A 21969-nucleotide genomic window follows, 5' to 3' on the forward strand; every position below is an offset into this window, starting at 1 on the left:
CCGCGTGGCGCGGGGTCAGTCCTTGGGGCGCTTGGGGCGCCAGACCACCAGGGCGCTGGTCTGCTGCACGTCCTGGTACGGGACCAGGTCGCGCCGGTACGACGCGTGGACCTGGGCCTCGCGCTGCTGCATGGCCGCCGCCGCTCCGTCCACGGCCGCCGAGAGTTCGGCGACGCGCTGCTGGAGCGCCGCGACCTGGTTCTCCAGCTCGATGATGCGCTTGATGCCGGCGAGGTTGATGCCCTCGTCCTGCGACAGCTGCTGCACCGTACGCAGCAGCTCGATGTCGCGGGCCGAGTAGCGCCGGCCGCGTCCGGCCGTGCGGTCCGGGGAGACCAGGCCGAGGCGGTCGTACTGGCGCAGTGTCTGCGGATGCAGGCCCGAGAGCTGGGCCGCGATCGAGATCACGTACACCGGGGACTCGTCGGTCAGTTCGTAAGGATTACGCCGTCGGCCGTCCACCTCAAGCTCCCTTCGCCGCCTGGAACAGCTCCGCCCTCGGGTCATGCCCCGCGGTCGCCTTGCGGTATGCCTCCAGTGCGTCCCTGGCCTCGGTACCGAGGTCGGTGGGCACGGTCACCTCGACGGTGACCAAGAGGTCGCCCCGGGTGCCGTCCTTGCGGACCGCGCCCTTGCCGCGGGCCCGCATCGTACGCCCATTCGGCGTACCGGCCGGTAGCTTGAGCGTCACGGACGGGCCGCCGAGCGTCGGTACCTTCACCTCGCCGCCGAGCGCCGCCTCCGTGAAGGTGACGGGCACTGTGACGGTGAGGTTGTCGCCCTTGCGGCCGAAGACCGGGTGGGCGTCGACGTGGACCACGACGTACAGGTCGCCGGCCGGGCCGCCGCGCTCGCCCGGGGCGCCCTTGCCGCGCAGCCGGATGCGCTGCCCGTCCGAGACGCCCGCCGGGATGCGCACCTGCATGGTGTTCGAGGAGCGGGCCCGGCCGCTGCCCTTGCAGACCTCGCAGGGGTCCTGGGCGATGAGGCCGCGGCCCTTGCAGTCCACGCACGGGTCGGTGAGCGAGAAGCCGCCGCCGCTGCCGCGCGAGACCTGGCCGGTGCCGACACAGGTCGGGCACACCCTGGGCGTGCCGTTCTTGTCGCCGGTGCCGGAGCACGCCTTGCAGGGGGCCTGGCTGGACATCCGGAGCGGGACCGTGGCCCCGTCGACCGCCTCGGTGAAGCTCAGCGTCACCTCGGACTCGATGTCCTGGCCGCGCCGCGGCTGCACCCTCGTACCGGCGCCGCCGCCGCGGTTGAAGAGGCCGCCGAACACGTCGCCGAGGCCGCCGCCGCCGAAACCGCCGGCGCCGCCCTGGCCGCCGCCCGGGGCGCCTCCGAAGAGGTCCCCCAGGTCGAAGTTGAAGTTGCCCTGGGCGCCGCCGGGGCCGGCGCGGAAGCCGCCGTTGCCGAAGAGGGCGCGCGCCTCGTCGTACTCCTTGCGCCTCTTGGCGTCACCGAGGACGTCATTCGCCTCGGAGATCTCCTTGAAGCGCTCCTCCGCCTTGTCGTCGCCCTTGTTGGCGTCCGGGTGGAACTCGCGGGCGAGCTTCCGGTACGCCTTCTTGATCTCGGCGTCGGTGGCGTCCTTGGGGACGCCGAGAACCTTGTAGTAGTCCTTCTCGACGAAGTCCTTCGTACTCATCGACGTCCCTCCTTCCGGACGACCGGCCGGGAGCCCCCCGTCCGGCCGGCGCCGGGCCCGCAGGCCCTGCTGCCGACCGGACGGGAGGCCCGGGTGGCCGGGCGGTGTGCTGCCAGGTGATCGGACGGAATGTCAGACCTCCTCGCCGCCACCGCTCTCCTCGTCGTCTGCCTTCTCTTCCTTCGCGGCGGCGGGAGCCGCCCCCGGCTGGGGTTCGGCGACCGCGACCCGCGCGGGGCGGATGGTGCGCTCGCCGATCCGGTAACCGGGCTGCAGGATCGCCACGCAGGTCGTCTCCGTGACGTCCGGCGCGTAGCTGTGCATCAGGGCCTCGTGGACCGTCGGGTCGAAGGGCTCGCCCTCCTTGCCGAACTGCTGGAGGCCCAGCTTCGCGACGACCGTCTCCAGCGATTCGGCCACCGACTTGAACCCGCCCACGAGCTCGCCGTGCTCCCGGGCCCGGCCGACGTCGTCGAGGACGGGCAGCAGCTCGGACAGGAGGTTCGCGACGGCGATCTCCTTGACCGTGACCCGGTCCCGCTCCACGCGGCGGCGGTAGTTCTGGTATTCGGCCTGGAGCCGCTGGAGGTCGCCGGTGCGCTCGTTGAGCGCGCTGCGTGCCTGGTCCAGCTGCGCGGTCAGGGCCGTGGTCTCGTTCGCGTCCCCGGCCGGGGCCGCCGCCTCCTCCTCGGAGGGGGTGGCGGCCTTCGGCTCGGCGTCGTCAGAGGTGGCGCCGGAGGGGACGTCGGGCTCCTCCTCGAAGCCCGGAGTCTCCTCGGTCACGCCGCACCGCCCTTGGAGTCCTTCTCGTCGTCCACGATCTCGGCGTCGACGACGTCGTCCTGGGCCTGCTCGGCACCCGGCTGCGCGTCGGCCTGCGGGCCGCCCTCGGCCTGGGCGTTGGCGTACATCGCCTGGCCCAGCTTCTGGGAGACGGCCGCGACCTTCTCGGTGGCCGTGCGGATCTCGGCGGAGTCCTCGCCCTTGAGCTTCTCCTTCAGCTCGGTGACCGCGGTCTCCACCTCCGTCTTCACGTCGGCCGGGACCTTGTCCTCGTTGTCCTTGAGGAACTTCTCGGTCTGGTAGACGAGCTGCTCGCCCTGGTTGCGCGACTCGGCGGCCTCGCGGCGGGCGTGGTCCTCCTCCGCGTACTTCTCGGCCTCCTCACGCATCCGGTTGACCTCGTCCTTCGGCAGCGAGGAGCCGCCGGTGACGGTCATCTTCTGCTCCTTGCCGGTGCCGAGGTCCTTGGCCGTCACGTGCATGATGCCGTTGGCGTCGATGTCGAAGGAGACCTCGATCTGCGGGACCCCGCGCGGGGCCGGCGGCAGACCGGTCAGCTCGAACATCCCGAGCTTCTTGTTGTACGCCGCGATCTCGCGCTCGCCCTGGTAGACCTGGATCTGCACGGACGGCTGGTTGTCCTCGGCCGTCGTGAAGATCTCGGACCGCTTGGTCGGGATCGTGGTGTTGCGCTCGATGAGCTTGGTCATGATGCCGCCCTTGGTCTCGATACCGAGGGACAGCGGGGTGACGTCGAGGAGCAGGACGTCCTTGACCTCGCCCTTGAGGACACCGGCCTGGAGCGAGGCGCCGATGGCGACGACCTCGTCCGGGTTCACGCTCTTGTTGGCCTCCTGGCCACCGGTCAGCTCCTTGACGAGCTCGGTGACGGCCGGCATACGGGTCGAGCCACCGACGAGAACGACGTGGTCGATCTCCGAGAGCTGGATGCCCGCATCCTTGATGACGTTGTGGAACGGGGTCTTGCAGCGGTCCAGGAGGTCCGCGGTGAGCTGCTGGAACTGCGACCGCGTGAGCTTCTCGTCCAGGTGCAGCGGGCCCTCGGCCGACGCCGTGATGTACGGCAGGTTGATCGTGGTCTCCGTCGAGGAGGACAGCTCGATCTTCGCCTTCTCCGCGGCCTCGCGGAGACGCTGGAGAGCCATCTTGTCCTTGGACAGGTCCACGCCGTGGCCGTTGGCGAACTGCTTCACCAGGTAGTCGACGACGCGCTGGTCCCAGTCGTCACCACCGAGCTGGTTGTCACCATTGGTGGCCTTCACCTCGACGACGCCGTCGCCGATCTCCAGGAGGGACACGTCGAAGGTGCCGCCACCGAGGTCGAAGACGAGGATCGTCTGGTCGTCCTTGTCGAGCCCGTACGCCAGCGCGGCGGCGGTCGGCTCGTTGACGATGCGCAGGACGTTGAGGCCCGCGATCTCGCCGGCCTCCTTCGTCGCCTGGCGCTCGGAGTCGTTGAAGTACGCCGGGACGGTGATCACCGCGTCGGTGACCTTCTCGCCCAGGTACGACTCGGCGTCACGCTTGAGCTTCTGCAGGATGAAGGCGCTCATCTGCTGCGGGTTGAAGCTCTTGCCGTCGAGGTCGACCTTCCAGTCGGTGCCCATGTGGCGCTTGACGGAGCGGATGGTCCTGTCGACGTTGGTCACTGCCTGGCGCTTGGCGACCTCGCCGACCAGCACCTCGCCGTTCTTCGCGAAGGCGACGACGGACGGCGTGGTCCTGGCGCCCTCTGCGTTGGTGATGACGGTGGGCTCGCCGCCTTCGAGAACGCTGACGACGGAGTTAGTCGTGCCCAGGTCGATGCCGACCGCACGTGCCATTTTCGATTCCTCCAACTGACTACTTGAGTGGATCTGACTCAAGGATGCACGACTCCCCCGACTGAGTCAACAGACCTGAGCCTCCATGACTCAACTTAGGTGCACCCGCCCCGCGCCATCGGCGACACCTGGCGCCTCACGCGCCGCACAGCCCTCCCCCATCATGGCCGCATGGGATCGTTCTGTCACAAAATGCCGCGAGCAGCACCAAATGCGGCATTCGATCCACAGAATGCAGGCAGGTGCGAACGATGCGTACGCAGGAACAGTGGGGAAGGGGTCCCCGGCCGCGCCCCTGGCGCCCGCCCCGGCCCTCCCGCCCGGCGGCCGCGCGCGCCGCCCTGCGGGCCCTGCTGCCCGCGCCCCCTCCCCGCCCGACCGTCAAGCGCACCCTCGACCTGGCCCTCGGTTCGGCCCTGCTGCTCCTCGCCTCCCCTTTACTGGCGGCCGCCGCCCTGGCGCTGGCCGTACGCGGCCGCCGCGTGACGAGGTGCTCCACGCGCACCGGTCTGCACGGCAGCCCCTTCGTCCTGCGCTCCCTGAACACCCGGCGGCTGAAGCTGGACGCGGTCTCGCGCCTCCACCACGTAGTACGCGGCGAGCTCTCCCTCGTCGGCCCCGCGCCGCTCGCTCCGGGCGACGCACGGGCCGGCGCCGGGGGCGCCCGGCGCTGGCGCCAGGAACTGAAGCCCGGCCTGACCGGCCTGGCCCAGGTGCGGCACCGCTCGGGGATGCCGTGGGACGAGGCGGACCTCCTGGACCAGCACTACGCCGAGCACCAGGGACTGCGACTGGACCTCGCGGTCCTCGCCGAGGCCGTACGCGTACCCCTGCGCGCGGCGGCCCACACCCTCCCGTGGCCCGGCAAGGCACGCCTGAGCGACACAGATCACCGCCTGCCCGGCTACAGGACGGCGGAATAAGTGGGTAGTGTCGGCTCAGACTGATTAAGTTACTGCTTAGTAGTAGCGATACTCGTAGTCCAGGCGGTCACCGGACGACGCAGTACTCGCTGGTAACGCTGGATCGATCCCACCCTCGCAGGCCCGAGGAGCCCCCAATGCAACTCGCCGCGATCATCGTGTCGCTGGTGCTGACCGTGATCGGCGTTGCGCTCATCGCCCGAGCCGTCGCGCAGATCTACCGGTTCGTCACGCTCGGACAGCCGGTCCCGGCCGGCAGCCGCACCGACAACCCCAAGCAGCGCACGATCACCCTGGTCAGGGAATTCCTCGGCCACACCCGGATGAACCGGTGGGGGATCGTCGGCTTCGCCCACTGGTTCGTCGCCATCGGCTTCCTGACCCTGCCGCCGACGCTGCTCCAGGCGTACGGGCAGTTGTTCAAGGCCGACTGGGTGCTGCCGGTCATCGGCGCATGGCTGCCGTTCGAGCTGTACATCGAGTTCATCGGCCTGATGACGACGGTCGGCATTCTGGTGCTGATCGCCATCCGGCTGCTGAACCTCCCGTCCCGGGCAGGCCGCAAGTCCCGCTTCGCGGGCTCCAAGGCCTGGCAGGCGTACTTCGTGGAGTACGTCATCCTGATCATCGGCCTGGCGATCCTCTCCCTGCGCGGTCTCGAGGGCGCGATCCACCACGTCGACGGCTACGAGGCCGCGTACTTCGTCTCGTACCCGCTGGTCCTCGCCTTCAAGGGACTGGCCCTCGGCACCCTCCAGAACCTCATCTACTTCGTCGCCATGATCAAGATCGGCACCTCGCTGATCTGGATGATCACGGTGTCGCTCAACACCAACATGGGTGTCGCCTGGCACCGCTTCCTCGGCTTCCCGAACATCTGGTTCAAGCGGAACGCCGACGGCGCGGTGGCGCTGGGCGCGCTGCAGCCGATGACCACCGGCGGCAAGGAGATCGACTGGGAGGACCCGGCCGACGACGCCGTGTTCGGTGTCTCCCAGGTCGAGCAGTTCTCCTGGAAGGGCATCCTCGACTTCTCGACCTGCACCGAGTGCGGTCGCTGCCAGTCGCAGTGCCCCGCCTGGAACACCGGCAAGCCGCTCTCCCCGAAGCTCCTGATCATGTCCCTGCGCGACCACGCGCACGCCAAGGCCCCGTACCTGCTGGCCGGCGGCGGCAAGGACATGGAGGGCGAGGAGAAGGCGACCGAGGAGCAGCTGAAGGACGTTCCCGCCGCCGCCCTCGCGGAGGCCGAGCGCCCGCTGATCGGCACCGTCGAGGAGAACGGCGTCATCGACCCGGACGTCCTCTGGTCCTGCACCACCTGCGGTGCGTGCGTGGAGCAGTGCCCGGTCGACATCGAGCACGTCGACCACATCGTCGACATGCGCCGCTACCAGGTGATGATCGAGTCCGCGTTCCCGTCCGAGGCGGGGACCATGCTCAAAAACCTGGAGAAGAAGGGCAACCCCTGGGGGCTCGCCAAGAAGCAGCGCGTCGAGTGGACCAAGGAGGTCGACTTCGAGGTCCCGATCGTCGGCAAGGACGTCGAGGACCTCACCGAGGTCGACTACCTCTACTGGGTCGGCTGCGCCGGCGCCCTGGAGGACCGCGCCAAGAAGACCACCAAGGCCTTCGCGGAGCTGCTGCACATCGCGGGCGTCAAGTTCGCGATCATGGGCGGCGACGAGAAGTGCACCGGTGACTCGGCCCGCCGTCTCGGCAACGAGCCGCTGTTCCAGCAGCTCGGCGCGGAGAACGTGGCGATGCTGAACATGGCCTTCGGCGAGGACGACGAGGACGACTCGACCAAGAAGGCCAAGTCCGCGAAGAAGATCGTCGCGACCTGCCCGCACTGCTTCAACACGATCGCGAACGAGTACCCGCAGCTCGGCGGCGAGTACGAGGTCATCCACCACACCCAGCTGCTCCAGCACCTCGTCGACGAGGGCAAGCTGATCCCGGTGACCCCGGTCGAGGGCCTGATCACGTACCACGACCCCTGCTACCTGGGCCGTCACAACAAGATCTACACGCCCCCGCGCGAGATCATCGCGAAGGTCCCGGGCCTCCGGAACGAGGAGATGCACCGCCACAAGGAGCGCGGCTTCTGCTGCGGCGCCGGTGGTGCCCGGATGTGGATGGAGGAGCGGATCGGCAAGCGCATCAACAACGAGCGCGTCGACGAGGCCCTCTCCCTCAACCCGGACATCGTCTCCACCGCCTGCCCGTTCTGCCTGGTCATGCTGACCGACTCGGTCAACGGCAAGAAGAACGACGGCAAGGCGAAGGAGTCCGTCCAGGTGGTGGACGTGTCGCAGCTGCTGCTCGACTCCGTGAAGACCCCGGCCGACCCGGCGGGCGACCCGGAGCCGGCGGACGAACCGGAGCCGGAACCGGCGAAGTAGCCGGACCGGCGTCACGGCGCGGCGAAGCGGTCGGACCTGCCTCGGGGGCAGGACCGGCCGCTTCCGCGTTGCCCCTCCGCATGCGGGGGAAAACCCCCCGGGGTTCCCTTAGGGGATGTCACATCTACGCGTCAAAGGCCGGTACTTCCCCGGCCCCGGGCCCCCGCAACCTGCGGACCGGGTACGTTCGATGACGTGGCTGGATTCAGGATCGGACGCGGCCGGGACAACCGCACCCCGCAGCAAGGGCAACAGCAACCGCGGCAGCAGCCGTACGGCAATCAGGCACCGCCGCCGTACGGGCAGCAGCCCTGGCCGCCGTCGGGAGGACAGGGCGCCCCGCACCACGCCGCACCGGGTCACCACGCCGGCGGTGCGTACCCCGCCGGCAGCGGCTACACGGGCGCCGGCCCCGACGAGCCGGAGTACTTCACCGACCCGACGCCGTACCCGTACCCCCAGGGCCCCGACCCCGGTGACCCGTACGCGAACAACCCGGGCCACACGCAGGCGTTCCGCATCGACGAGGAGCCGTACAGCGACGGCAGCGCCTACCGCGCCGGCCACGCGCCCGCGGCACCGGCAGGCCCGCGCCTGCACTGGAAGCAGCTGCTGAGCGGCATCGTGACGCGCCCCGGCCCGACCTTCTGGCAGATGCGCGACTACGCGGTCTGGGGCCCCGCCCTGACCGTGACGTTCCTCTACGGCCTGCTGGCGCTCTTCGGCTTCGACCAGGCCCGCGAGGACGCGATCCACGCCCCGGTCTCCAGCGCCGTACCCTTCGTCATCATCACGGGCGTCTGCTTCGTGCTCGGCGGCCTCGTGCTGGGCGCGGTCACCCACACGCTGGCCCGCCAGCTCGGCGGCGACGGCGCGTGGCAGCCGACTGTGGGCCTGTCCATGCTGATCATGTCGGTCACGGACATCCCGCGCCTGGTCTTCGCGATGTTCCTGGGCGGCGAGAACTCGCTGGTCGTCATCCTCGGCTGGGTCACCTGGCTGGCCGCGGCGGCGCTCCTCACCTCGATGGTGAGCAAGTCGCACGACCTGCCGTGGCCGAAGGCCCTGGGCGCCTCGGCGATCCAGCTGCTGGCCCTGGTCTCGATCCTGAAGCTGGGAACGATCTAGACGGCCGCGCCGCACACACGTGAAAGGGCCCCGGTCACCCGGGGCCCTTTCCCACGCCGGCAGACGCCGTTCAGGAGTCGAGAACCTGCCCGCTCCGCCGTACGACGGGCTTCTCCACGCTCCACGGGAAGTTGATCCAGCGGTCGGTCTTCTTCCACACGTACTCGCACTTCACGAGCGAGTGGGACTTCTCGTAGATGACCGCGGACCGCACCTCGGCGACGTGGTCGATGCAGAAGTCGCGCACCAGCTTCAGCGTCTTGCCGGTGTCGGCGACGTCGTCCGCGATCAGGACCTTCTTGTCCGAGAAGTCGATCACGTTGGGCACGGGCGCCAGCATGACCGGCATCTCCAGGGTGGTGCCCACGCCGGTGTAGAACTCCACGTTCACCAGGTGGATGTTCTTGCAGTCCAGCGCGTACGCCAGACCGCCCGCGACGAACACCCCGCCGCGCGCGATGCTCAGCACCACGTCCGGCTCGTACCCGTCGTCGGCCACGGCCTGCGCCAGCTCCCGCACGGCGTGCCCGAAGCCGTCGTACGTCAGGTTCTCCCGCACATCGTCGGTCATCGGGACCTCACACCTGCGTCCGGTGGAAATTCATGAAGGAGCGCGACGCGGTGGGACCGCGCTGCCCCTGATATCGCGACCCGTACCGCTCGGAGCCGTAAGGGAACTCCGACGGAGAACTCAGCCGGAACATGCACAGCTGGCCGATCTTCATACCGGGCCAGAGCTTTATCGGCAGCGTCGCGAGATTCGACAGCTCCAGCGTCACGTGCCCGGAGAAGCCCGGGTCGATGAAGCCCGCCGTGGAATGCGTGACCAGCCCGAGCCGGCCGAGCGAGCTCTTCCCCTCCAGCCGCGACGCGAGATCGTCCGGCAGCGAGATGACCTCGTACGTCGACGCCAGCACGAACTCCCCGGGGTGCAGGATGAACGCGTCATCCCCCTCCGGTTCGACGGTGCGGGTCAGGTCCACCTGCTCGACGGCGGGGTCGATGTGCGGGTAGCGGTGGTTCTCGAACACCCGGAAGTAGCGGTCGAGCCGCACGTCGATACTCGACGGCTGCACCATCGACGCGTCGAATGGATCAATGCGTACGCGTCCGGCGTCGATCTCGGCGCGGATGTCCTTGTCTGAGAGAAGCACCCACCGAGGATACGCAGAACGCGCGGGCCCGCCCTCATCGGGCCGCCCGCGCGCCTGTCGTCCGTCACCCGCCGTCGCTACCGCTGCTCAAACACCACGGGCACGGCGTGCCGCAACCGCGCACACCGGGGACACCGGATGAGCCGCCCGGGCCCGATCCGCCCTGCCCCGAGCTGCTGCATCGGAAACGAGCTGGTAGCGAAAACGTGCCCTTCGGCACAGCGGACGACGGTGCGCTCCATAGAGTCCATCAAGTCCCTTCCCCATCAAGCCGTGGACGAGACCGCCACATTAGGGGATGAACAGGACCCGCCTCCACGCGGCACTCCGGACCCCCACGCTACGCCCCCAACTCCCGCCACACACACAGCCGATCGGAGACGTCTCCGCGAGGCGATCGCGATGGGGTACAGTATGCGAGGATGCGCCGCTGGATACAGCGTCCGCTCTTTTCGCGGGTGTAGTTTAATGGTAGAACATGAGCTTCCCAAGCTCAGAGCGCGAGTTCGATTCTCGTCACCCGCTCTTTTCTCAAGCCCCAGGTCAACAGCCTGGGGCTTCATTGTTGTCTAGCCCTCTCATGGTCTGTCGTGCCCTCCGCGTGCCCCAACTCGGGGATATGCCCTGCCGACAGGGCTGCCCCTGCACCACGCAGGTGGTGCAGGGGCAGCCCTGACACAGAAGGCGAGCACAACTTCGCTGTGACTCGCGCCACTTCCAACGGACGATCACTCCGCTCATGTAGCGGTGAGTGTCAGCGCACGATGGAGAGCTGCGGCCTGCGGGAGGCAGTCGTAAGAGCGGCACCGCGCCCGCCCTCCTGGGCGACGACCACCAAGCCGAAGATCAGGTCGCTGAGGTCCGCCGGCCTCAGGTCGAGATCACGAGCGACTTCCGCCAGTGGGGTGCCCTCCGCTCGAAGGGCGGCGAAGACCTTGCCCAACACCTGGGAGGTCTCCCGCGTGAGTGTGCTCTGGGGTTCCGACTTCCGGTAGCCCATGCGGCTGAGCTCGACGCAGTGCGTGCGGTACTGCCATTCGGTGGTGAGGTTGAGTTCGTGCAGGCGGTGGGCGAGTGCCATGGCGGCAACTTTCCAGCGGCGCTTCGCCTGCAGGATCCAGGCGGTGCTCGGGTTGCGAGGGGCGTGCGCCAAGACGTCTGCGGCCGGCATGAGCAGGGCGGCCGCGAAGCGGTGCGCTTCCCCTTCGGCCTGGGGCCCATGGGGGACCTGTTCCTCGCCATGCAGAACAAGGTGGCCCAGCTCGTGTGCGGCGTCGAAGCGTCCGCGTTCGGCAGTCTTCCCGGTATTCAGCAGTACGAACGGAATGCCGCGGTCCCAGAAGGAGAAGGCGTCCACTTCCGGGCAGTCCCGGGACAACGAGAACACGCGCGTGCCGTGCGCTTCGAGCAGGTGAACCATGTTGGGGATCGGGACCACTCCCAATCCCCATCGAGTGCGAACCAGTTCGGCTGCGCGCTCGGCGGGACAGTTCTCGGCACCTGCCTCGCCGGGGAACACCGGTTCATCGTCGCTGCCGAGACGACTGAATGAGGTCAGCGACGGGAGGTCTGACGCCGGTAGCTTGAAATGAGCCCGGATCCAGTCCTGCAGAATCCGGGCGAGACGACCACTACTCAGTGCGATGTCCCGTTGTGAGGCCGTCATCTTACTGAGCGCCCTGAAGCTGACCGACTCGACGGGCAGGTCGGCAACCTCTTCAGCAACGAAGAAGGACTCTGGGAACTCCAGAGCCTCGGCAAGGCTGGCCAGGGAGGCCGGGGGAGGGTAGGCCCGGCCGTTCTCGTAGTCGGACAACCGGCGGGCGGTGAGTCCGACCATCTGGGCAAGACGGGTGACGGTGAGCCCGCGGCGCTTGCGCGCCAGGACAAGCCGGGATGCGGTGGTCATGGGAGTGCCAATGGGTTGTGGGGTAGACGATCAGCGGCCCAGACGCTCGATCGGAATGTCGATACCGTCTTCGCCGTCGTCGTCGTTCGGGAACGGATTGAAGCCCTCGAAGTCGATGTAGGGGAAGATGATCCGCTCGTGCCAGCTGTCGATCTTGCCACGGCTCCCCGGGTTGGTCGGCAGCGACAGCTCGTAGTAGAGCCGCGTGCCCGTCAGGGTGTTCACATGCTGGTACAGGAGGAACCAGGTCGGGATCCCCTCGCCGACTCCCTTAGGCTCAGATTCAGCCTCGTAGCCAGGGAACATCAGCTGCCGGTTGGTCTCAACTCGACGGATGACCGCCGTGCCCTTCGAGTAGCGGGTGGCAGGGGTGAGCGCGGCGTAGCCGGTGGCCTTGTTACCGCTGGAGGCGGTGATGGCGAAGTCCTCTTCCGGCGACAGCAGGAGCGAGACGTTCTGAGGGCTCACGCTGCGCCATCCGTCAGGGATGTACGCCTCGCGCAGGAAGCGGATAGTCCTACCCCAGAAGATGTTGCCCGGGAGCGAGACCGGGTCGAGGGGCGTGCAGAAGTTGCGTTCCGCCTCAGCGCGCCGCAGCACGTTCTCGATGGTTTCGGCCGAGAGCCCCAAGTCTGCGAGACGGCTCTGGCCGCGTGAGTCCTCAACGTGCATGACTGCCATATTCAGCCCCTGACCACGGAGTACGATTTCCGGAAATCCTCCCTCATTCGAGGGAGAAAATCAAGAAGCACTGCTGGTCAGTCGACTGTCGTGCTTCGGCCATCCCCGGTCAGAGCTGATCGTGAATCGCTCTGACCGGGGACGTAACGGATCTCAGTCAGACTCGACGCGAGTCGCACGTACTCGCAGCTCACGGACCTTGGCGTCGATGCCTCCGGCGACCTCCTGCTGGCGGGCGTCGTCGGAGTGCTGGTAGATCATCGCGGCCTTCTCCGAGGACTGGCCGGCGCGGACCATCGTGTCCTTGAGCGTCGCGCCCGACTGGGTGGACAGGGTGTGGCCGGTGTGGCGGAGGTCGTAGAAGCGGAAGCCCTCCGGCAGGCCGACCTTGGTCCGAGCCCTGCGCCACTTGCGGCCGAAGGTGGACCGGCGGAAGGGGGCACCCCTCTCCCCGATGAACAGGAGTCCGTCGGGTTCCTTCTCGGCGTACCAATCGAGGTGTCGCTTCACCTCGATGTACAGGAAGGCCGGGAGGAAGACAGTTCGCCTTCCCGCGGCCGACTTGGTGTCGCCTTCAACGCGGCGACCGGTGGTCAGTTCGGGTGCAGCGTCCCGGATCTTGACCGCGAGCGGTTCGAGCGTGACGTCGGGCCGCCGAAGGGCGGCCTGCTCCTCCGGGCGCATCGGCCCGTAGGCGCCGAGGTAGACCATCAGCCGCCACCTCGGCCCCATGGCGTTGGCGAGCGCGTCGACCTGCTCGACGGTGGCCGTCGGGCGCTCCCTGGCCTTCTCGCTGCCGGCGCCCCTGATCCGGCAGGGGTTGCGGCGGATCAGCTCGTCGTCGGTCGCCGTCTCCATGATGGCCTTGAGAAGGCGATAGGACTTGGCGACGGTCGTCGCACCGGTGGCTCCCAGGCGCTCGACCCGCCACGTGCGCACCGTCGGCGGCGTAATGGCGTCCAGGTTCACCGAGGCGAATGCGGGCAGCAGGTGCAGGCGCAGGAGCCTGCGGTACAGCTCCTCCGTGGTGGCGGAGAGTCCGCGCTCCTCGATCCACTTCATGGCGTACGTCTCGAAGTTGATCGAGCCCGCGTCGGGGTCGACCCAGTGCCTGCGCTCGATGTCGGCCTGGGTGAGCGTGAGCCAGGTCTGGGCCTCGGTGCGTGTCTCGAAGGTCTCCGGGGCGGTGCGACGGCTCCCGTCCGGAGCCCAGTAGCGCGTCTGCCACCGCCCGGACGGGAGCTGACGAACGGTGCCGAATTCACGCCGCCGCTGCGGCTTGCGGGCGGCCATCAGGCGGCCTTCCCGAAGCGGGAACGCGCGTCGCCGAGAGTCGGAACGGTGCGCTCCTCGATGTACGTGGCGATGGCGCTCTCGGGGATTCGAACGGGCTTACCGAGCTTGACGTAGCGGATGCGGCGCTCCTGGATGAGTCGCCGGATGAAGCGGACGCCGGTGCCGAGGCGTTCGGCGGCCTGCTCCACGGTGAGGAGGGTGTCGGTTGTGGTCACCTCCTCCTGCGGTCGCGGGTGCTGGGCGTGGGCGTGCGGTATCGCCGAAGGGCGCAAGTGAGTGCTCCGGTTCCGGCCGGCGGATGGGGCGGCAACCCCGCGCCTGACCTCGTGTCGTTCAGGGATGGGATGGGCAGGACGGCAGCAGCGAGGGTTTGCTTCCCGCTGTGCCGGATGGAGTGGGCTGTTACGCCTCGGCGGCAGGCCCGTACTCTTCGTTGTTCTTCATGAGTTCGGTGGCGATGGCGTTGGAGACCATCACGTCAGCTTCCCGACGGATGTCCGGGTGGTCGGCGAGATAGGCGTCGAGCTGGTCGCGGGCTTTCCGCGCCTCGTGGTTGGCACGGTTGGAGGCTCTGTAGGCAGCGACGACGTTGTCGATCAGTTCCATGGCCCGGCCCATGGTCGCCAGACTGGGCGGTCCGACGAAGTTGCTGAGCGGAACGCCGAAGATCTCGGCGAAGCCGATCGCCTCGTCGAGGTTGATCCGGCGCTTGCGGTTCTCGATGCGCCAGACCGCAGACGGGTTCATGTCGAAGCCCACGTCGTTCATGTGGTCAGACAGCGTGGTGGTGCTCCAGCCGCGCTTCTCGCGTTCCAGCTTTACCCGCACAGCGGCGTTCTCCTCGCCGCTGAGGAGCACCCCCTCGGGGTTTTCCTCGTCATCCGGCATCGCTCCTCCTCCCGTTCACTTCGTGTGCCGCCGGTTGCGCGGCAGGGACAAGATTAACATCCGTTCTGCGAATCGCATAGATCTCTGCCATACGCAGAAGTCGTGGTACCGTAAAGCACCCCAGCAGACCGCACAGATCCGCTGAGGCATGCCTTCAACCACCCTCGACATGCAGAAAGCCCCCCGGTGACCCAACACCGAGGGGCTCAGCGCAAACCTCATGCCGCCCATCCCTGAACGACTGACCTGCGAGGCCGGGATTGCCGTCCCATTGGCCCGCAAGCGGAGGAGCTACGTGTCCAGTATGGACGATGCCACCCAGAGCACGCCATCCCTTCCGAACAGCACCGCCGCGTGGCCGCCGGTGGCCGTACCCGGCCGCCCCGCCAAGTCCGTGGCCCCACCCACGGAGGAACCCGATCCCGCTCCCGTGTCCGAAGGTGAGCAGGTCCTGGTGGATCTGCGGGAGCAGATTCGCCGCTACGTCGTGCTGCCGAGCGGGGAAGCGTTCACGGCGGTGACCCTGTGGGTTGCGGCAACCCATCTGCAGACGGCGTGGCAGCACGCGCCTCGGCTGGCCGTCGTGGGGCCGGCGAAGCGGTGCGGCAAGTCACGACTGCTGGACGTGATCACCGAGAGCGTTCACGATCCCCTCATCACGGTCAACGCTTCCGCCGCCGCGGTGTTCCGGTCGATCACCGATACCCCGCCCACCCTGCTGGTCGACGAGGCCGACACGCTCTTCGGCTCCGCGAAGGTCGCGGAGAAGAACGAGGAGATGCGTGGTCTGCTGAACGCGGGGCACCAGCGCAACCGCCCCACCCTCCGGGTCTCCGGACCCAACCATGAGGTCGCGAAGTTCCCCACGTTCGCCATGGCGGCCCTCGCCGGCATCGGTGACCTGCCGGACACGATCATGGACCGGTCGATCGTGATCCGTATGCGCCGCCGCAGGCCCGGCGAGAAGGTGGCGGAGTTCCGTACCTTCCGCGACACCCCTCCCCTCCACGCGCTGCGTCAGCGGCTCGTCGCCTGGCTGGCCCCGCTGCACACCGAGGCGATGGAACTGACACCAGCCATGCCGGTCGAGGACCGCGCGGCCGACACCTGGCAGCCGCTGGTAACCGTCGCCGATCTCGCCGGCGGAGCGTGGCCCGATCTTGCCCGCACAGCCTGCCGCCTCATGGCCCAACACGAAGCCGAGCACGACCAGGACCGCAGCAGCCTGGGCATCCGCCTTCTGGCAGACATCCGGCGCGCCTTCACCACCGAAGGCAACCCGCCGGCCATTCGCACCAGCCGTCTCCTCGACATCCTCAACCAGGACGACGAGACGCCTTGGGCGGAGTACACCGCCAACGGTCTGACTCCTCGGGGGCTGCAACTCCTGCTGCGGGAGTACGGCATCAGCTCGGCCACCCGTCGCTTCCACGGCAACGTCCAGGCCAAGGGCTTCGCCCGCATGCAGTTCGCCGACTCCTGGGCCCGCTACTGCCCCGAGCCCGCACTCGAGACGACGACCGGGGCCTGACCCGGCACGACCCGTCGCGACTCGTCTCCCCGCAGGTCAGCGCGGCGACGAGTCCTGGTCCGGTGACGAGTCGACTCGTCACCAGGGCCGCACTCGTACCAGTGCTGACCAGGCACGCGACGAGTTGCGACGGGTCGCCCCGCCCTCAAGGCCGCCTCGCCACATCTTGCATCCCTGGAGCATCCCCTCTTGTCCACCCCCACCCTCGCCGTAGAACCACCTGCCCCGATGCCGCTGGCCACCGCGATCAGAACCGGTGTGTCGCTGCTGGCGGTGGCTGCCTTCGCGCTGTCCTACGACGCCCTGCGTCAGATGGCCGCCGCCAGCCACATACACCGGGTGCTCACGTACGCCTTCCCGCTCGTCATCGACGGCTTCATCGCCATCGGAATCGGCGCCCTGCTCGTCCTGCGGGCCGCACCCCTGTCCGCCCGCCTCTACGTCTCCGCCCTGGTCGGAGTCGCGACCGCCACAAGCATCTGGGCCAACGTCCTGCATGCCATCCGCCTCAACCAGCAGACCCGACACACCAGCCTCGCACTGGACGACATCACCGTCGGAGTCATCTCCGCCATCGCTCCGCTCGCCCTGGCCGGGGCCGTCCACTTCTACCTCCTCGTGGCCCGGCGCCCCACAGCCACCGACCGCCACATTGACGACCGCCACGAACACGCTGCCGAGCACACGATCGCCGAGCTCACTGCGCCACCCGCCAGCAGCACCGACGACGCGCCGCAGGCACCCGCGAAGCGAGCGGCGGAGCCCCCGCAGCAGCCCTACAAGCAGGGAAGCAAGCAGCCGAGCGTTCCGCTGGAGCAGGCCGTGGCCATCGGTCACACGGCTCCCCTCGGGCGGGCCGGCCGAGCCTCGCGCCGCAACATCGAGAAGGCCATCAGGGACCAGGGATTCGGGATCTCGCGCAGCCGCCTGGACGAGGTCAAGAACCTGCTGCAGGCAGAACTCGACGACGCAGACACCGGCGCTGGCTGACCGGCTGGCCCCGCATCCCACATCGCCCCAGCCCGCTCCTCCAGCGCTTTCGCAAGGGAGGAGCGGGCCCCTTCCCTCTACTTGTAGGAGCCCACATGCACAGGCCCGTCCAGCAACCCTCGTCAGCGCACCAGCAGCCGACATCCACCCCGGCCCCAGGCGGAGCAAGGTATGGCGTTGGACCGTCCAGGGGCCGGTCCAACGCAGGTGCCTCCGCCCCGGGGGTGGCGGAGGGCATCGGACGCCAGGGGGCGCCCGAGCAGGATCAGCCCCTCGACGCCTCCAGCGCTGCCGTGTCGCCGACGCGTGCCGCCGAAACCGCCGCGCTCCACCGCGTCGCCCGCCGCCGCGACCGCAACGAGACCCAGCGCACCGCGCGCGTCGATGTCCGCTACAGCACCGAGGAGAAGGCGGACATCGTCGCCAAGGCCCGCTCGCTGAACATCGCCGCCGCCCACTACGTCGGCGCCGTCGTCATGGCCCACCTCAACGGGGACCTCGCCCTGCCCGGTCAGCGCACCTCGCTCGACGACTACGTCGACGAACTCACCGCCCTTCGTGGCGAGGTCGCCAAGATCGGCCACAACATCAACCAGATAGCCAAGAAGCTCAACTCCGGCGACCTCCCTCACTCCGGCGACACCGCCACCTTGGCCCAGGCCGAACGCACCCTCACCTCCGTCGGCACAGCCGTCCGCCACATCGCGGAGGCCACCAACCGGGCCGTCGCCACAAAGAGCCACCGATGATCGCCAAGATCAGCAGCGGCAAGAGCACGGCCGGCCTCATCCGCTACCTCTACGGACCAGGCCGCGCCAACGAACACACCGATCCCCACCTCGTCGCCTCCTGGGACGGCTACGCCCCCGACCCCGGCCGCGCCGACGACATCACGGCGACCAGGAAACAGCTCGTCGAGGACCTCGACCTACGCGTCAAGCAGGCTGACCGACTGGGCCGCGCCCCGAAGCAGCACGTGTGGCACTGCTCCCTCCGTGCGGCACCCGGCGACCGCATCCTCGACGACGCCGAGTGGGCGGACATCGCCCGCCGCGTCGTCACGGCCACCGGCATCGCACCGGCGGACGACCCGGACGGCTGCCGCTGGATCGCCGTACGCCATGCGCCCGATCACATCCACATCGCCGCCACGAAGGTCCGAGGCGACTTGCGCCCCGCGCGTCACTGGAACGACTACCTCACAGCCGACCGCGAACTCGTTTCCATCGAGAAGGAGTACGGGCTGCAGCAGGTCATCCGTGGCGACCGCACGGCCGCCAAACGGCCTCACCGCGCCGAACAGGAGAAGGCCGTGCGAAACGGCCAGGCCAAGGCTGCCCGCGAGCGCCTGCGCACCGTGGTCCGTACAGCGGCGGCTGCCGCCACCGACACCGACGAGTTCCTGGGTCTTCTCACCCGCACCAAGAACGTGCTCATCGAGGTCCTGTACTTCCCGTCGGGAGAACCACGCGGCTACAAGGTCGCCTTGGAGAACGACCGGAACGCCAAAGCCGAGCCGGTGTGGTTCTCCGGTTCCACCCTGGCGCCGGACCTCTCCCTCCCGAAGATTCAGAGCCGTCTCGCCGCAGTGGAGGTTCCAGCATCCGCCATCGAGGAGCGACACGGTCCGCACGCATGGCATCAAGCCACCGCAGCCACCGAGCGCATCCCCCACCACCTCGACCAGCCGGACGCCGAGGCCGCCCAGGCTCACTTGGCCGCCTTCGGCGAAGCGCTCGACGCCGTAGCTCTCACCGCGCCGCCGTCGATTCGTACCGAACTCCGCTCGGCAGCCTCAGCGTTCGAGCGGGCGACCCGTTCGCGCGTTCGTGCCGAGCACTACCACGCTCGTGCACTACGCGGCGCGGTCAAGGCGATGCTGCGTGAGCCGGCGCCCAAGGACGGAGCCACTTTGGCGATGTTCCTCGACGCCGCGCTCCTCGTCGTCATCGCCGCCGCACGCTGGCACGACCGACGACAGCATGAGCAACAGGTCGCCGCAGCCCACGAGAGCCTGCTCCACCTCCAGGCCGCATACGACCACTCGGCAGCCACGCCCCTACTGGTCCTCGGCCAACGGCGACCGCCCCAGACTCCTGCGGACCAATACGCCCGGCTGATTCGACAGGCTGCCCCTGCCCAAGCCGACCAGGTCCTCGCCGACCCTGCCGCGCAGGCACTCATCGCCGCGATGGCCGATGCAGAAGCTACGGGCCACGACCCCAAACGCCTGCTGCAGCAGGCAGCGGACGAGCGCGCTCTCGACGACGCCCGGTCTCCGGCCAGGACCCTGGCCTGGCGCGTTCACCGACTCTCGCAGAGGCCCGCTCCCAGTCAGCGAGCTCTGGCGGCACAGGCTCGCAGCACCGTTCTGCACTCCATGCCTCCGCCGACACCCGTGACAGCGACCCCACCCGCCGCTCCTACGTCTCGCTCTCGGCGGAGGTGACCGCCCTCGACATGAGGAGATCAGATCCTCTCTGACCGGAGCTGGGAGAGGACATGCGCAACCGGCAAGTCGTACTGGCCCCTGTCCTTCTCCCAGTGGGTGAGCACGCCAGCGGTGGCCTCCGCCAGGTCCGTGGGCAGGTCAGCCGCACGAAGCGCATCGGCGACCTCCTCCATCTCGGGTGCCCACCGCCAGGCCCGAGCCGCCACGCTCGGCAGGTACTCCGGATCCGACAGAATCGCGGAGACCATGACCTCCGCTTCGGCCGTCAGCTGCTCGCCGACCCCATGGGCGTCGGCGAGCGCGTGCGCGACGCCGGCGAGCGTACGAGCGGCCTTCTGGTAACTGGCAAAGGCCATCTTCAGAGCAGAAGCGGAACCGACCATGTCACCGACCCGGCACACGTGCAGGGCCGTGTCCGTGAGCAACGACGCGACCAGGTCAACAGCGGATCCGGGCCCTGCGATGTAGAAGCGCGCCGTACGCCCGCCGCCCGGCGGCTGACCGAAAACGGAACCGTCCACGACTACGGAGCCGGGGTGGATTCCCTCGGCGATCCGCTGTACGCGCTGAGGGCTGATGGCGTTCACATCGACGTACACCCCGTCGAAACCGTGCGCAGCTACCGCCGCGGCCACGTCCTCCGCCGCCTGCGGTGGGCAGACCGAGAGAACGACCGCGCTACGGGACAGAGCTTCCGCAAGCGAGTCACAGGCTGTTGCGCCGGCCTCCCTGGCGCGGCGCCGCGTCTCCGCGCTGCGCTCCTTCGGCACCCACAGCACCTCGTGTCCGCCGCCGACAAGCTCGGCGCTGACCGCCGCGCCCATGGCCCCAGGGTGCAAGACGGTCACGACGGTCACTGGCTGCCTCCGGCGGAATGTGATGAGGGGTGGCTCATCGACATGATCCTCTGCCGTGGGGCAGCACAGCGGAGGACTCGGCGCCTGGCTCGGACGAGCGCCCGGTCGCCGGTACGGCACGAGTTCTCTCTCACGCGGAGGCCGCGTCATGGGTACCGTGCAGAAGACGAACTCTGTACGGACAGGCTGGCGATCGCGCGCCGGAACGTCCGGCGGCCGGGAGGTGCCCAGATGCTGGAGGAAGCCGAGGAGATCGGCAAGCGCGCTCGCAGGGCGAGGCTGCGGTTGGGCATGCCGCAGGCCGACCTGGCAACGGCCCTGGGGAAGTCTCAGGGCTGGGTCTCGAAGATGGAGCGTGGCCTGATCGAGCTGGACCGGGTCGGGCTCCTCAACCAGGTGGCCGCCGAGCTGCACGTCCATCCGAACGACCTGATCGGGCGCCCGTACAGCAACTCCCCCGACGACAACCAGTGGCAGGTCGCCGCATCATCGATTCTGCGCGAACTGCGCCGCTACGACCTCGTCCCCGTCTTCGACGGGACTCCGCGACCCTCGTCGCAGCTGTGGCGTGAGGTGACCCGGCTGCACCGCCTACGGGACACCGCTTCCAACGTGGCGATTCTCCGGGTTCTCCCCGACCTGTTCCGCGAGGCGCGTGCCCTGGCAGAGGAGTCGGAGGGGCACGAACGGGAGGAGGCGTACGCCGTCTACGCCGTGTGCTGCAAGTTCGCGCACACAGCCGCCCATGCCCTCGGGCATCCCGAACTGGTCGCCATGGCGTGCGAGCGGGCCGCGTGGTCAGCCAGGCTGTCGGGGGACCCCGTGTTGCCCGCGGTCGCCGACTGGATGCGGGTCTGGGACATGTGGGCGACGGCTGACTGGACCGACGCCCTGACGCTCTCGGACAAGGCGATCACCTCGGTGGAGCAGGAGTACGACCGTGGCGAACCGCTGGCCGTACGAGCCTGGGGCACGCTGCAGCTGCGAGCTGCGGTCTCCGCCGCCCGAGCCGGCCGCGCCTCGGAGGCCGAGGACCGGATCGGTCACGCGAAAGCTGCTGCCGAGCGCATGGACGCGTACGTCGGAGCGCCGGTGTACGACAGGCATTCGCTGACCTTCTCCGCCGGGAACGTGCAGATCCACGCGATCAGCGTGGCTCTGGAGATGGGCAAGCAGGGCAAGGCCCTTGAGATAAACCGTCGTACCAGCCCAGATCTGGTCGGGTCGCTGCCCAACTCCCGTCAGGGGCACCACCACATGGATGTCGCGCGTGCCTGGCTGTGGGACGGGAACCGGATAAGGGCCCTGGCCGAGCTGGAGGCAGCCGAGCGGATCGCGCCCCAGCTCGTGCGGAATCATCCCATCGCCCGTTCGACGCTACGCAGCATCGTCTACGCGGAACGAGCAGTGACGCGGGAGAAGTTGCGACGCATGTCCGACCGCTTCCACCTGGACGGATAGGGGTCGTATTCCTCCGGCT

The 21969-nt window shown here is 68.7% G+C and carries 20 protein-coding genes and 1 tRNA gene; 9 read left to right on the forward strand and 12 right to left on the reverse strand.

The window, feature by feature from the left end; genetic code table 11:
• Positions 1-15 precede the first annotated feature (15 nt).
• The 4 genes from ACFUJY_RS01490 to dnaK all read right to left on the reverse strand — a co-directional run bounded on the left by ACFUJY_RS01490 (position 16) and on the right by dnaK (position 4275).
• The gene (locus tag ACFUJY_RS01490) at positions 16-462 is read right to left on the reverse strand and encodes a heat shock protein transcriptional repressor HspR (RefSeq protein ID WP_018522258.1); all 447 of its coding nucleotides are present in this window, start codon (positions 460-462) and stop codon (positions 16-18) included.
• A gap of 1 nt (position 463) precedes the next feature.
• Positions 464-1648, reverse strand: coding sequence for a molecular chaperone DnaJ (dnaJ, locus tag ACFUJY_RS01495; RefSeq protein ID WP_383292813.1), 1185 nt, complete (start codon positions 1646-1648; stop codon positions 464-466).
• A 132-nt stretch (positions 1649-1780) separates the two neighbouring features.
• On the reverse strand, positions 1781-2431 hold the full coding sequence (grpE, locus tag ACFUJY_RS01500; protein WP_383292816.1) for a nucleotide exchange factor GrpE: 651 nt from the start codon (positions 2429-2431) through the stop codon (positions 1781-1783).
• A complete protein-coding gene (dnaK, locus tag ACFUJY_RS01505; RefSeq protein ID WP_164402816.1) occupies positions 2428-4275 on the reverse strand; it encodes a molecular chaperone DnaK in 1848 nt (615 codons plus the stop codon). The genes grpE and dnaK overlap by 4 nt, the downstream gene beginning before the upstream one ends.
• Positions 4276-4526: 251 nt before the next feature.
• Here dnaK and ACFUJY_RS01510 point away from each other — a divergent pair, with 251 nt between their 5' ends.
• The 3 genes from ACFUJY_RS01510 to ACFUJY_RS01520 all read left to right on the forward strand — a co-directional run bounded on the left by ACFUJY_RS01510 (position 4527) and on the right by ACFUJY_RS01520 (position 8731).
• Positions 4527-5198: a sugar transferase gene (locus ACFUJY_RS01510; protein ID WP_383292819.1), complete on the forward strand. Its 672-nt coding sequence runs from the start codon at positions 4527-4529 to the stop codon at positions 5196-5198.
• Positions 5199-5335: 137 nt separating this feature from the next.
• On the forward strand, positions 5336-7603 hold the full coding sequence (locus ACFUJY_RS01515) for a (Fe-S)-binding protein (RefSeq protein ID WP_383292822.1): 2268 nt from the start codon (positions 5336-5338) through the stop codon (positions 7601-7603).
• A gap of 195 nt (positions 7604-7798) precedes the next feature.
• Entirely contained in the window at positions 7799-8731 is a 933-nt protein-coding gene (locus tag ACFUJY_RS01520) for a YIP1 family protein (RefSeq protein ID WP_383292825.1), read from the forward strand.
• A 70-nt stretch (positions 8732-8801) separates the two neighbouring features.
• Here the strand turns inward: ACFUJY_RS01520 and ACFUJY_RS01525 are convergent, their stop codons facing one another.
• Positions 8802-9302, reverse strand: a complete 501-nt coding sequence (locus tag ACFUJY_RS01525) for a phosphoribosyltransferase (protein ID WP_383292828.1) — start codon at positions 9300-9302, stop codon at positions 8802-8804.
• Positions 9303-9309: 7 nt separating this feature from the next.
• On the reverse strand, positions 9310-9885 hold the full coding sequence (gene dcd, locus ACFUJY_RS01530; protein WP_018102070.1) for a dCTP deaminase: 576 nt from the start codon (positions 9883-9885) through the stop codon (positions 9310-9312).
• 454 nt (positions 9886-10339) lie between these two features.
• On the opposite strand from dcd, the gene ACFUJY_RS01535 reads away from it, so the two are divergent.
• A tRNA-Gly gene (locus tag ACFUJY_RS01535) sits at positions 10340-10410 on the forward strand.
• 229 nt (positions 10411-10639) lie between these two features.
• Here ACFUJY_RS01535 and ACFUJY_RS01540 read toward each other — a convergent pair.
• The 5 genes from ACFUJY_RS01540 to ACFUJY_RS01560 form a co-directional block, all read right to left on the reverse strand.
• Positions 10640-11794: a helix-turn-helix domain-containing protein gene (locus tag ACFUJY_RS01540; RefSeq protein WP_383292831.1), complete on the reverse strand. Its 1155-nt coding sequence runs from the start codon at positions 11792-11794 to the stop codon at positions 10640-10642.
• A gap of 30 nt (positions 11795-11824) precedes the next feature.
• Positions 11825-12466: a hypothetical protein gene (locus ACFUJY_RS01545; protein WP_383292834.1), complete on the reverse strand. Its 642-nt coding sequence runs from the start codon at positions 12464-12466 to the stop codon at positions 11825-11827.
• Between the two features lie 162 nt (positions 12467-12628).
• Positions 12629-13768 carry a tyrosine-type recombinase/integrase gene (locus ACFUJY_RS01550; protein WP_383292837.1) on the reverse strand — a complete coding sequence of 380 codons (1140 nt, stop codon included), beginning with the start codon at positions 13766-13768 and terminating at the stop codon, positions 12629-12631.
• Positions 13768-13986 carry a helix-turn-helix domain-containing protein gene (locus tag ACFUJY_RS01555; protein ID WP_383292839.1) on the reverse strand — a complete coding sequence of 73 codons (219 nt, stop codon included), beginning with the start codon at positions 13984-13986 and terminating at the stop codon, positions 13768-13770. Before ACFUJY_RS01555 ends, ACFUJY_RS01550 begins: the two co-directional genes overlap by 1 nt.
• Positions 13987-14173: 187 nt before the next feature.
• Entirely contained in the window at positions 14174-14659 is a 486-nt protein-coding gene (locus tag ACFUJY_RS01560; protein ID WP_383292841.1) for a helix-turn-helix domain-containing protein, read from the reverse strand.
• 304 nt (positions 14660-14963) lie between these two features.
• Here ACFUJY_RS01560 and ACFUJY_RS01565 point away from each other — a divergent pair, with 304 nt between their 5' ends.
• The 4 genes from ACFUJY_RS01565 (at position 14964) to ACFUJY_RS01580 (ending at position 19629) form a co-directional block, all read left to right on the forward strand.
• Entirely contained in the window at positions 14964-16190 is a 1227-nt protein-coding gene (locus ACFUJY_RS01565) for a DUF3631 domain-containing protein (RefSeq protein WP_383292844.1), read from the forward strand.
• A 189-nt stretch (positions 16191-16379) separates the two neighbouring features.
• Positions 16380-17180: a DUF2637 domain-containing protein gene (locus ACFUJY_RS01570; protein ID WP_383292847.1), complete on the forward strand. Its 801-nt coding sequence runs from the start codon at positions 16380-16382 to the stop codon at positions 17178-17180.
• A gap of 224 nt (positions 17181-17404) precedes the next feature.
• The gene (locus ACFUJY_RS01575) at positions 17405-17929 is read left to right on the forward strand and encodes a MobC family plasmid mobilization relaxosome protein (RefSeq protein ID WP_383292850.1); all 525 of its coding nucleotides are present in this window, start codon (positions 17405-17407) and stop codon (positions 17927-17929) included.
• The gene (locus tag ACFUJY_RS01580; protein ID WP_383292853.1) at positions 17926-19629 is read left to right on the forward strand and encodes a relaxase/mobilization nuclease domain-containing protein; all 1704 of its coding nucleotides are present in this window, start codon (positions 17926-17928) and stop codon (positions 19627-19629) included. The genes ACFUJY_RS01575 and ACFUJY_RS01580 overlap by 4 nt, the downstream gene beginning before the upstream one ends.
• A gap of 20 nt (positions 19630-19649) precedes the next feature.
• On the opposite strand, the gene ACFUJY_RS01585 is transcribed toward ACFUJY_RS01580, so the two are convergent.
• The gene (locus ACFUJY_RS01585; protein ID WP_383292856.1) at positions 19650-20489 is read right to left on the reverse strand and encodes a DUF1932 domain-containing protein; all 840 of its coding nucleotides are present in this window, start codon (positions 20487-20489) and stop codon (positions 19650-19652) included.
• A gap of 231 nt (positions 20490-20720) precedes the next feature.
• On the opposite strand from ACFUJY_RS01585, the gene ACFUJY_RS01590 reads away from it, so the two are divergent.
• Positions 20721-21950 (forward strand): helix-turn-helix domain-containing protein, encoded by a 1230-nt coding sequence (locus ACFUJY_RS01590; protein WP_383292859.1) that lies wholly within the window; start codon positions 20721-20723, stop codon positions 21948-21950.
• The last annotated feature ends 19 nt before the right edge of the window (positions 21951-21969 follow it).

The organism is Streptomyces sp. NPDC057249, assembly GCF_042669245.1.
GTDB lineage: Bacteria > Actinomycetota > Actinomycetes > Streptomycetales > Streptomycetaceae > Streptomyces.

Bases quoted from the DNA above. Each gene is read 5' to 3' on its own strand.
- ACFUJY_RS01525 (WP_383292828.1), bottom strand. From the start codon at position 9,302: ATGACCGACGATGTGCGGGAGAACCTGACGTACGACGGCTTCGGGCAC.
- dnaJ (WP_383292813.1), bottom strand. From the start codon at position 1,648: ATGAGTACGAAGGACTTCGTCGAGAAGGACTACTACAAGGTTCTCGGC.
- ACFUJY_RS01510 (WP_383292819.1), top strand. From the start codon at position 4,527: ATGCGTACGCAGGAACAGTGGGGAAGGGGTCCCCGGCCGCGCCCCTGG.
- dnaK (WP_164402816.1), bottom strand. From the start codon at position 4,275: ATGGCACGTGCGGTCGGCATCGACCTGGGCACGACTAACTCCGTCGTC.
- ACFUJY_RS01540 (WP_383292831.1), bottom strand. From the start codon at position 11,794: ATGACCACCGCATCCCGGCTTGTCCTGGCGCGCAAGCGCCGCGGGCTC.
- ACFUJY_RS01580 (WP_383292853.1), top strand. From the start codon at position 17,926: ATGATCGCCAAGATCAGCAGCGGCAAGAGCACGGCCGGCCTCATCCGC.
- ACFUJY_RS01565 (WP_383292844.1), top strand. From the start codon at position 14,964: ATGGACGATGCCACCCAGAGCACGCCATCCCTTCCGAACAGCACCGCC.
- ACFUJY_RS01560 (WP_383292841.1), bottom strand. From the start codon at position 14,659: ATGCCGGATGACGAGGAAAACCCCGAGGGGGTGCTCCTCAGCGGCGAG.
- ACFUJY_RS01545 (WP_383292834.1), bottom strand. From the start codon at position 12,466: ATGCACGTTGAGGACTCACGCGGCCAGAGCCGTCTCGCAGACTTGGGG.
- ACFUJY_RS01550 (WP_383292837.1), bottom strand. From the start codon at position 13,768: ATGGCCGCCCGCAAGCCGCAGCGGCGGCGTGAATTCGGCACCGTTCGT.
- ACFUJY_RS01590 (WP_383292859.1), top strand. From the start codon at position 20,721: ATGCTGGAGGAAGCCGAGGAGATCGGCAAGCGCGCTCGCAGGGCGAGG.
- ACFUJY_RS01515 (WP_383292822.1), top strand. From the start codon at position 5,336: ATGCAACTCGCCGCGATCATCGTGTCGCTGGTGCTGACCGTGATCGGC.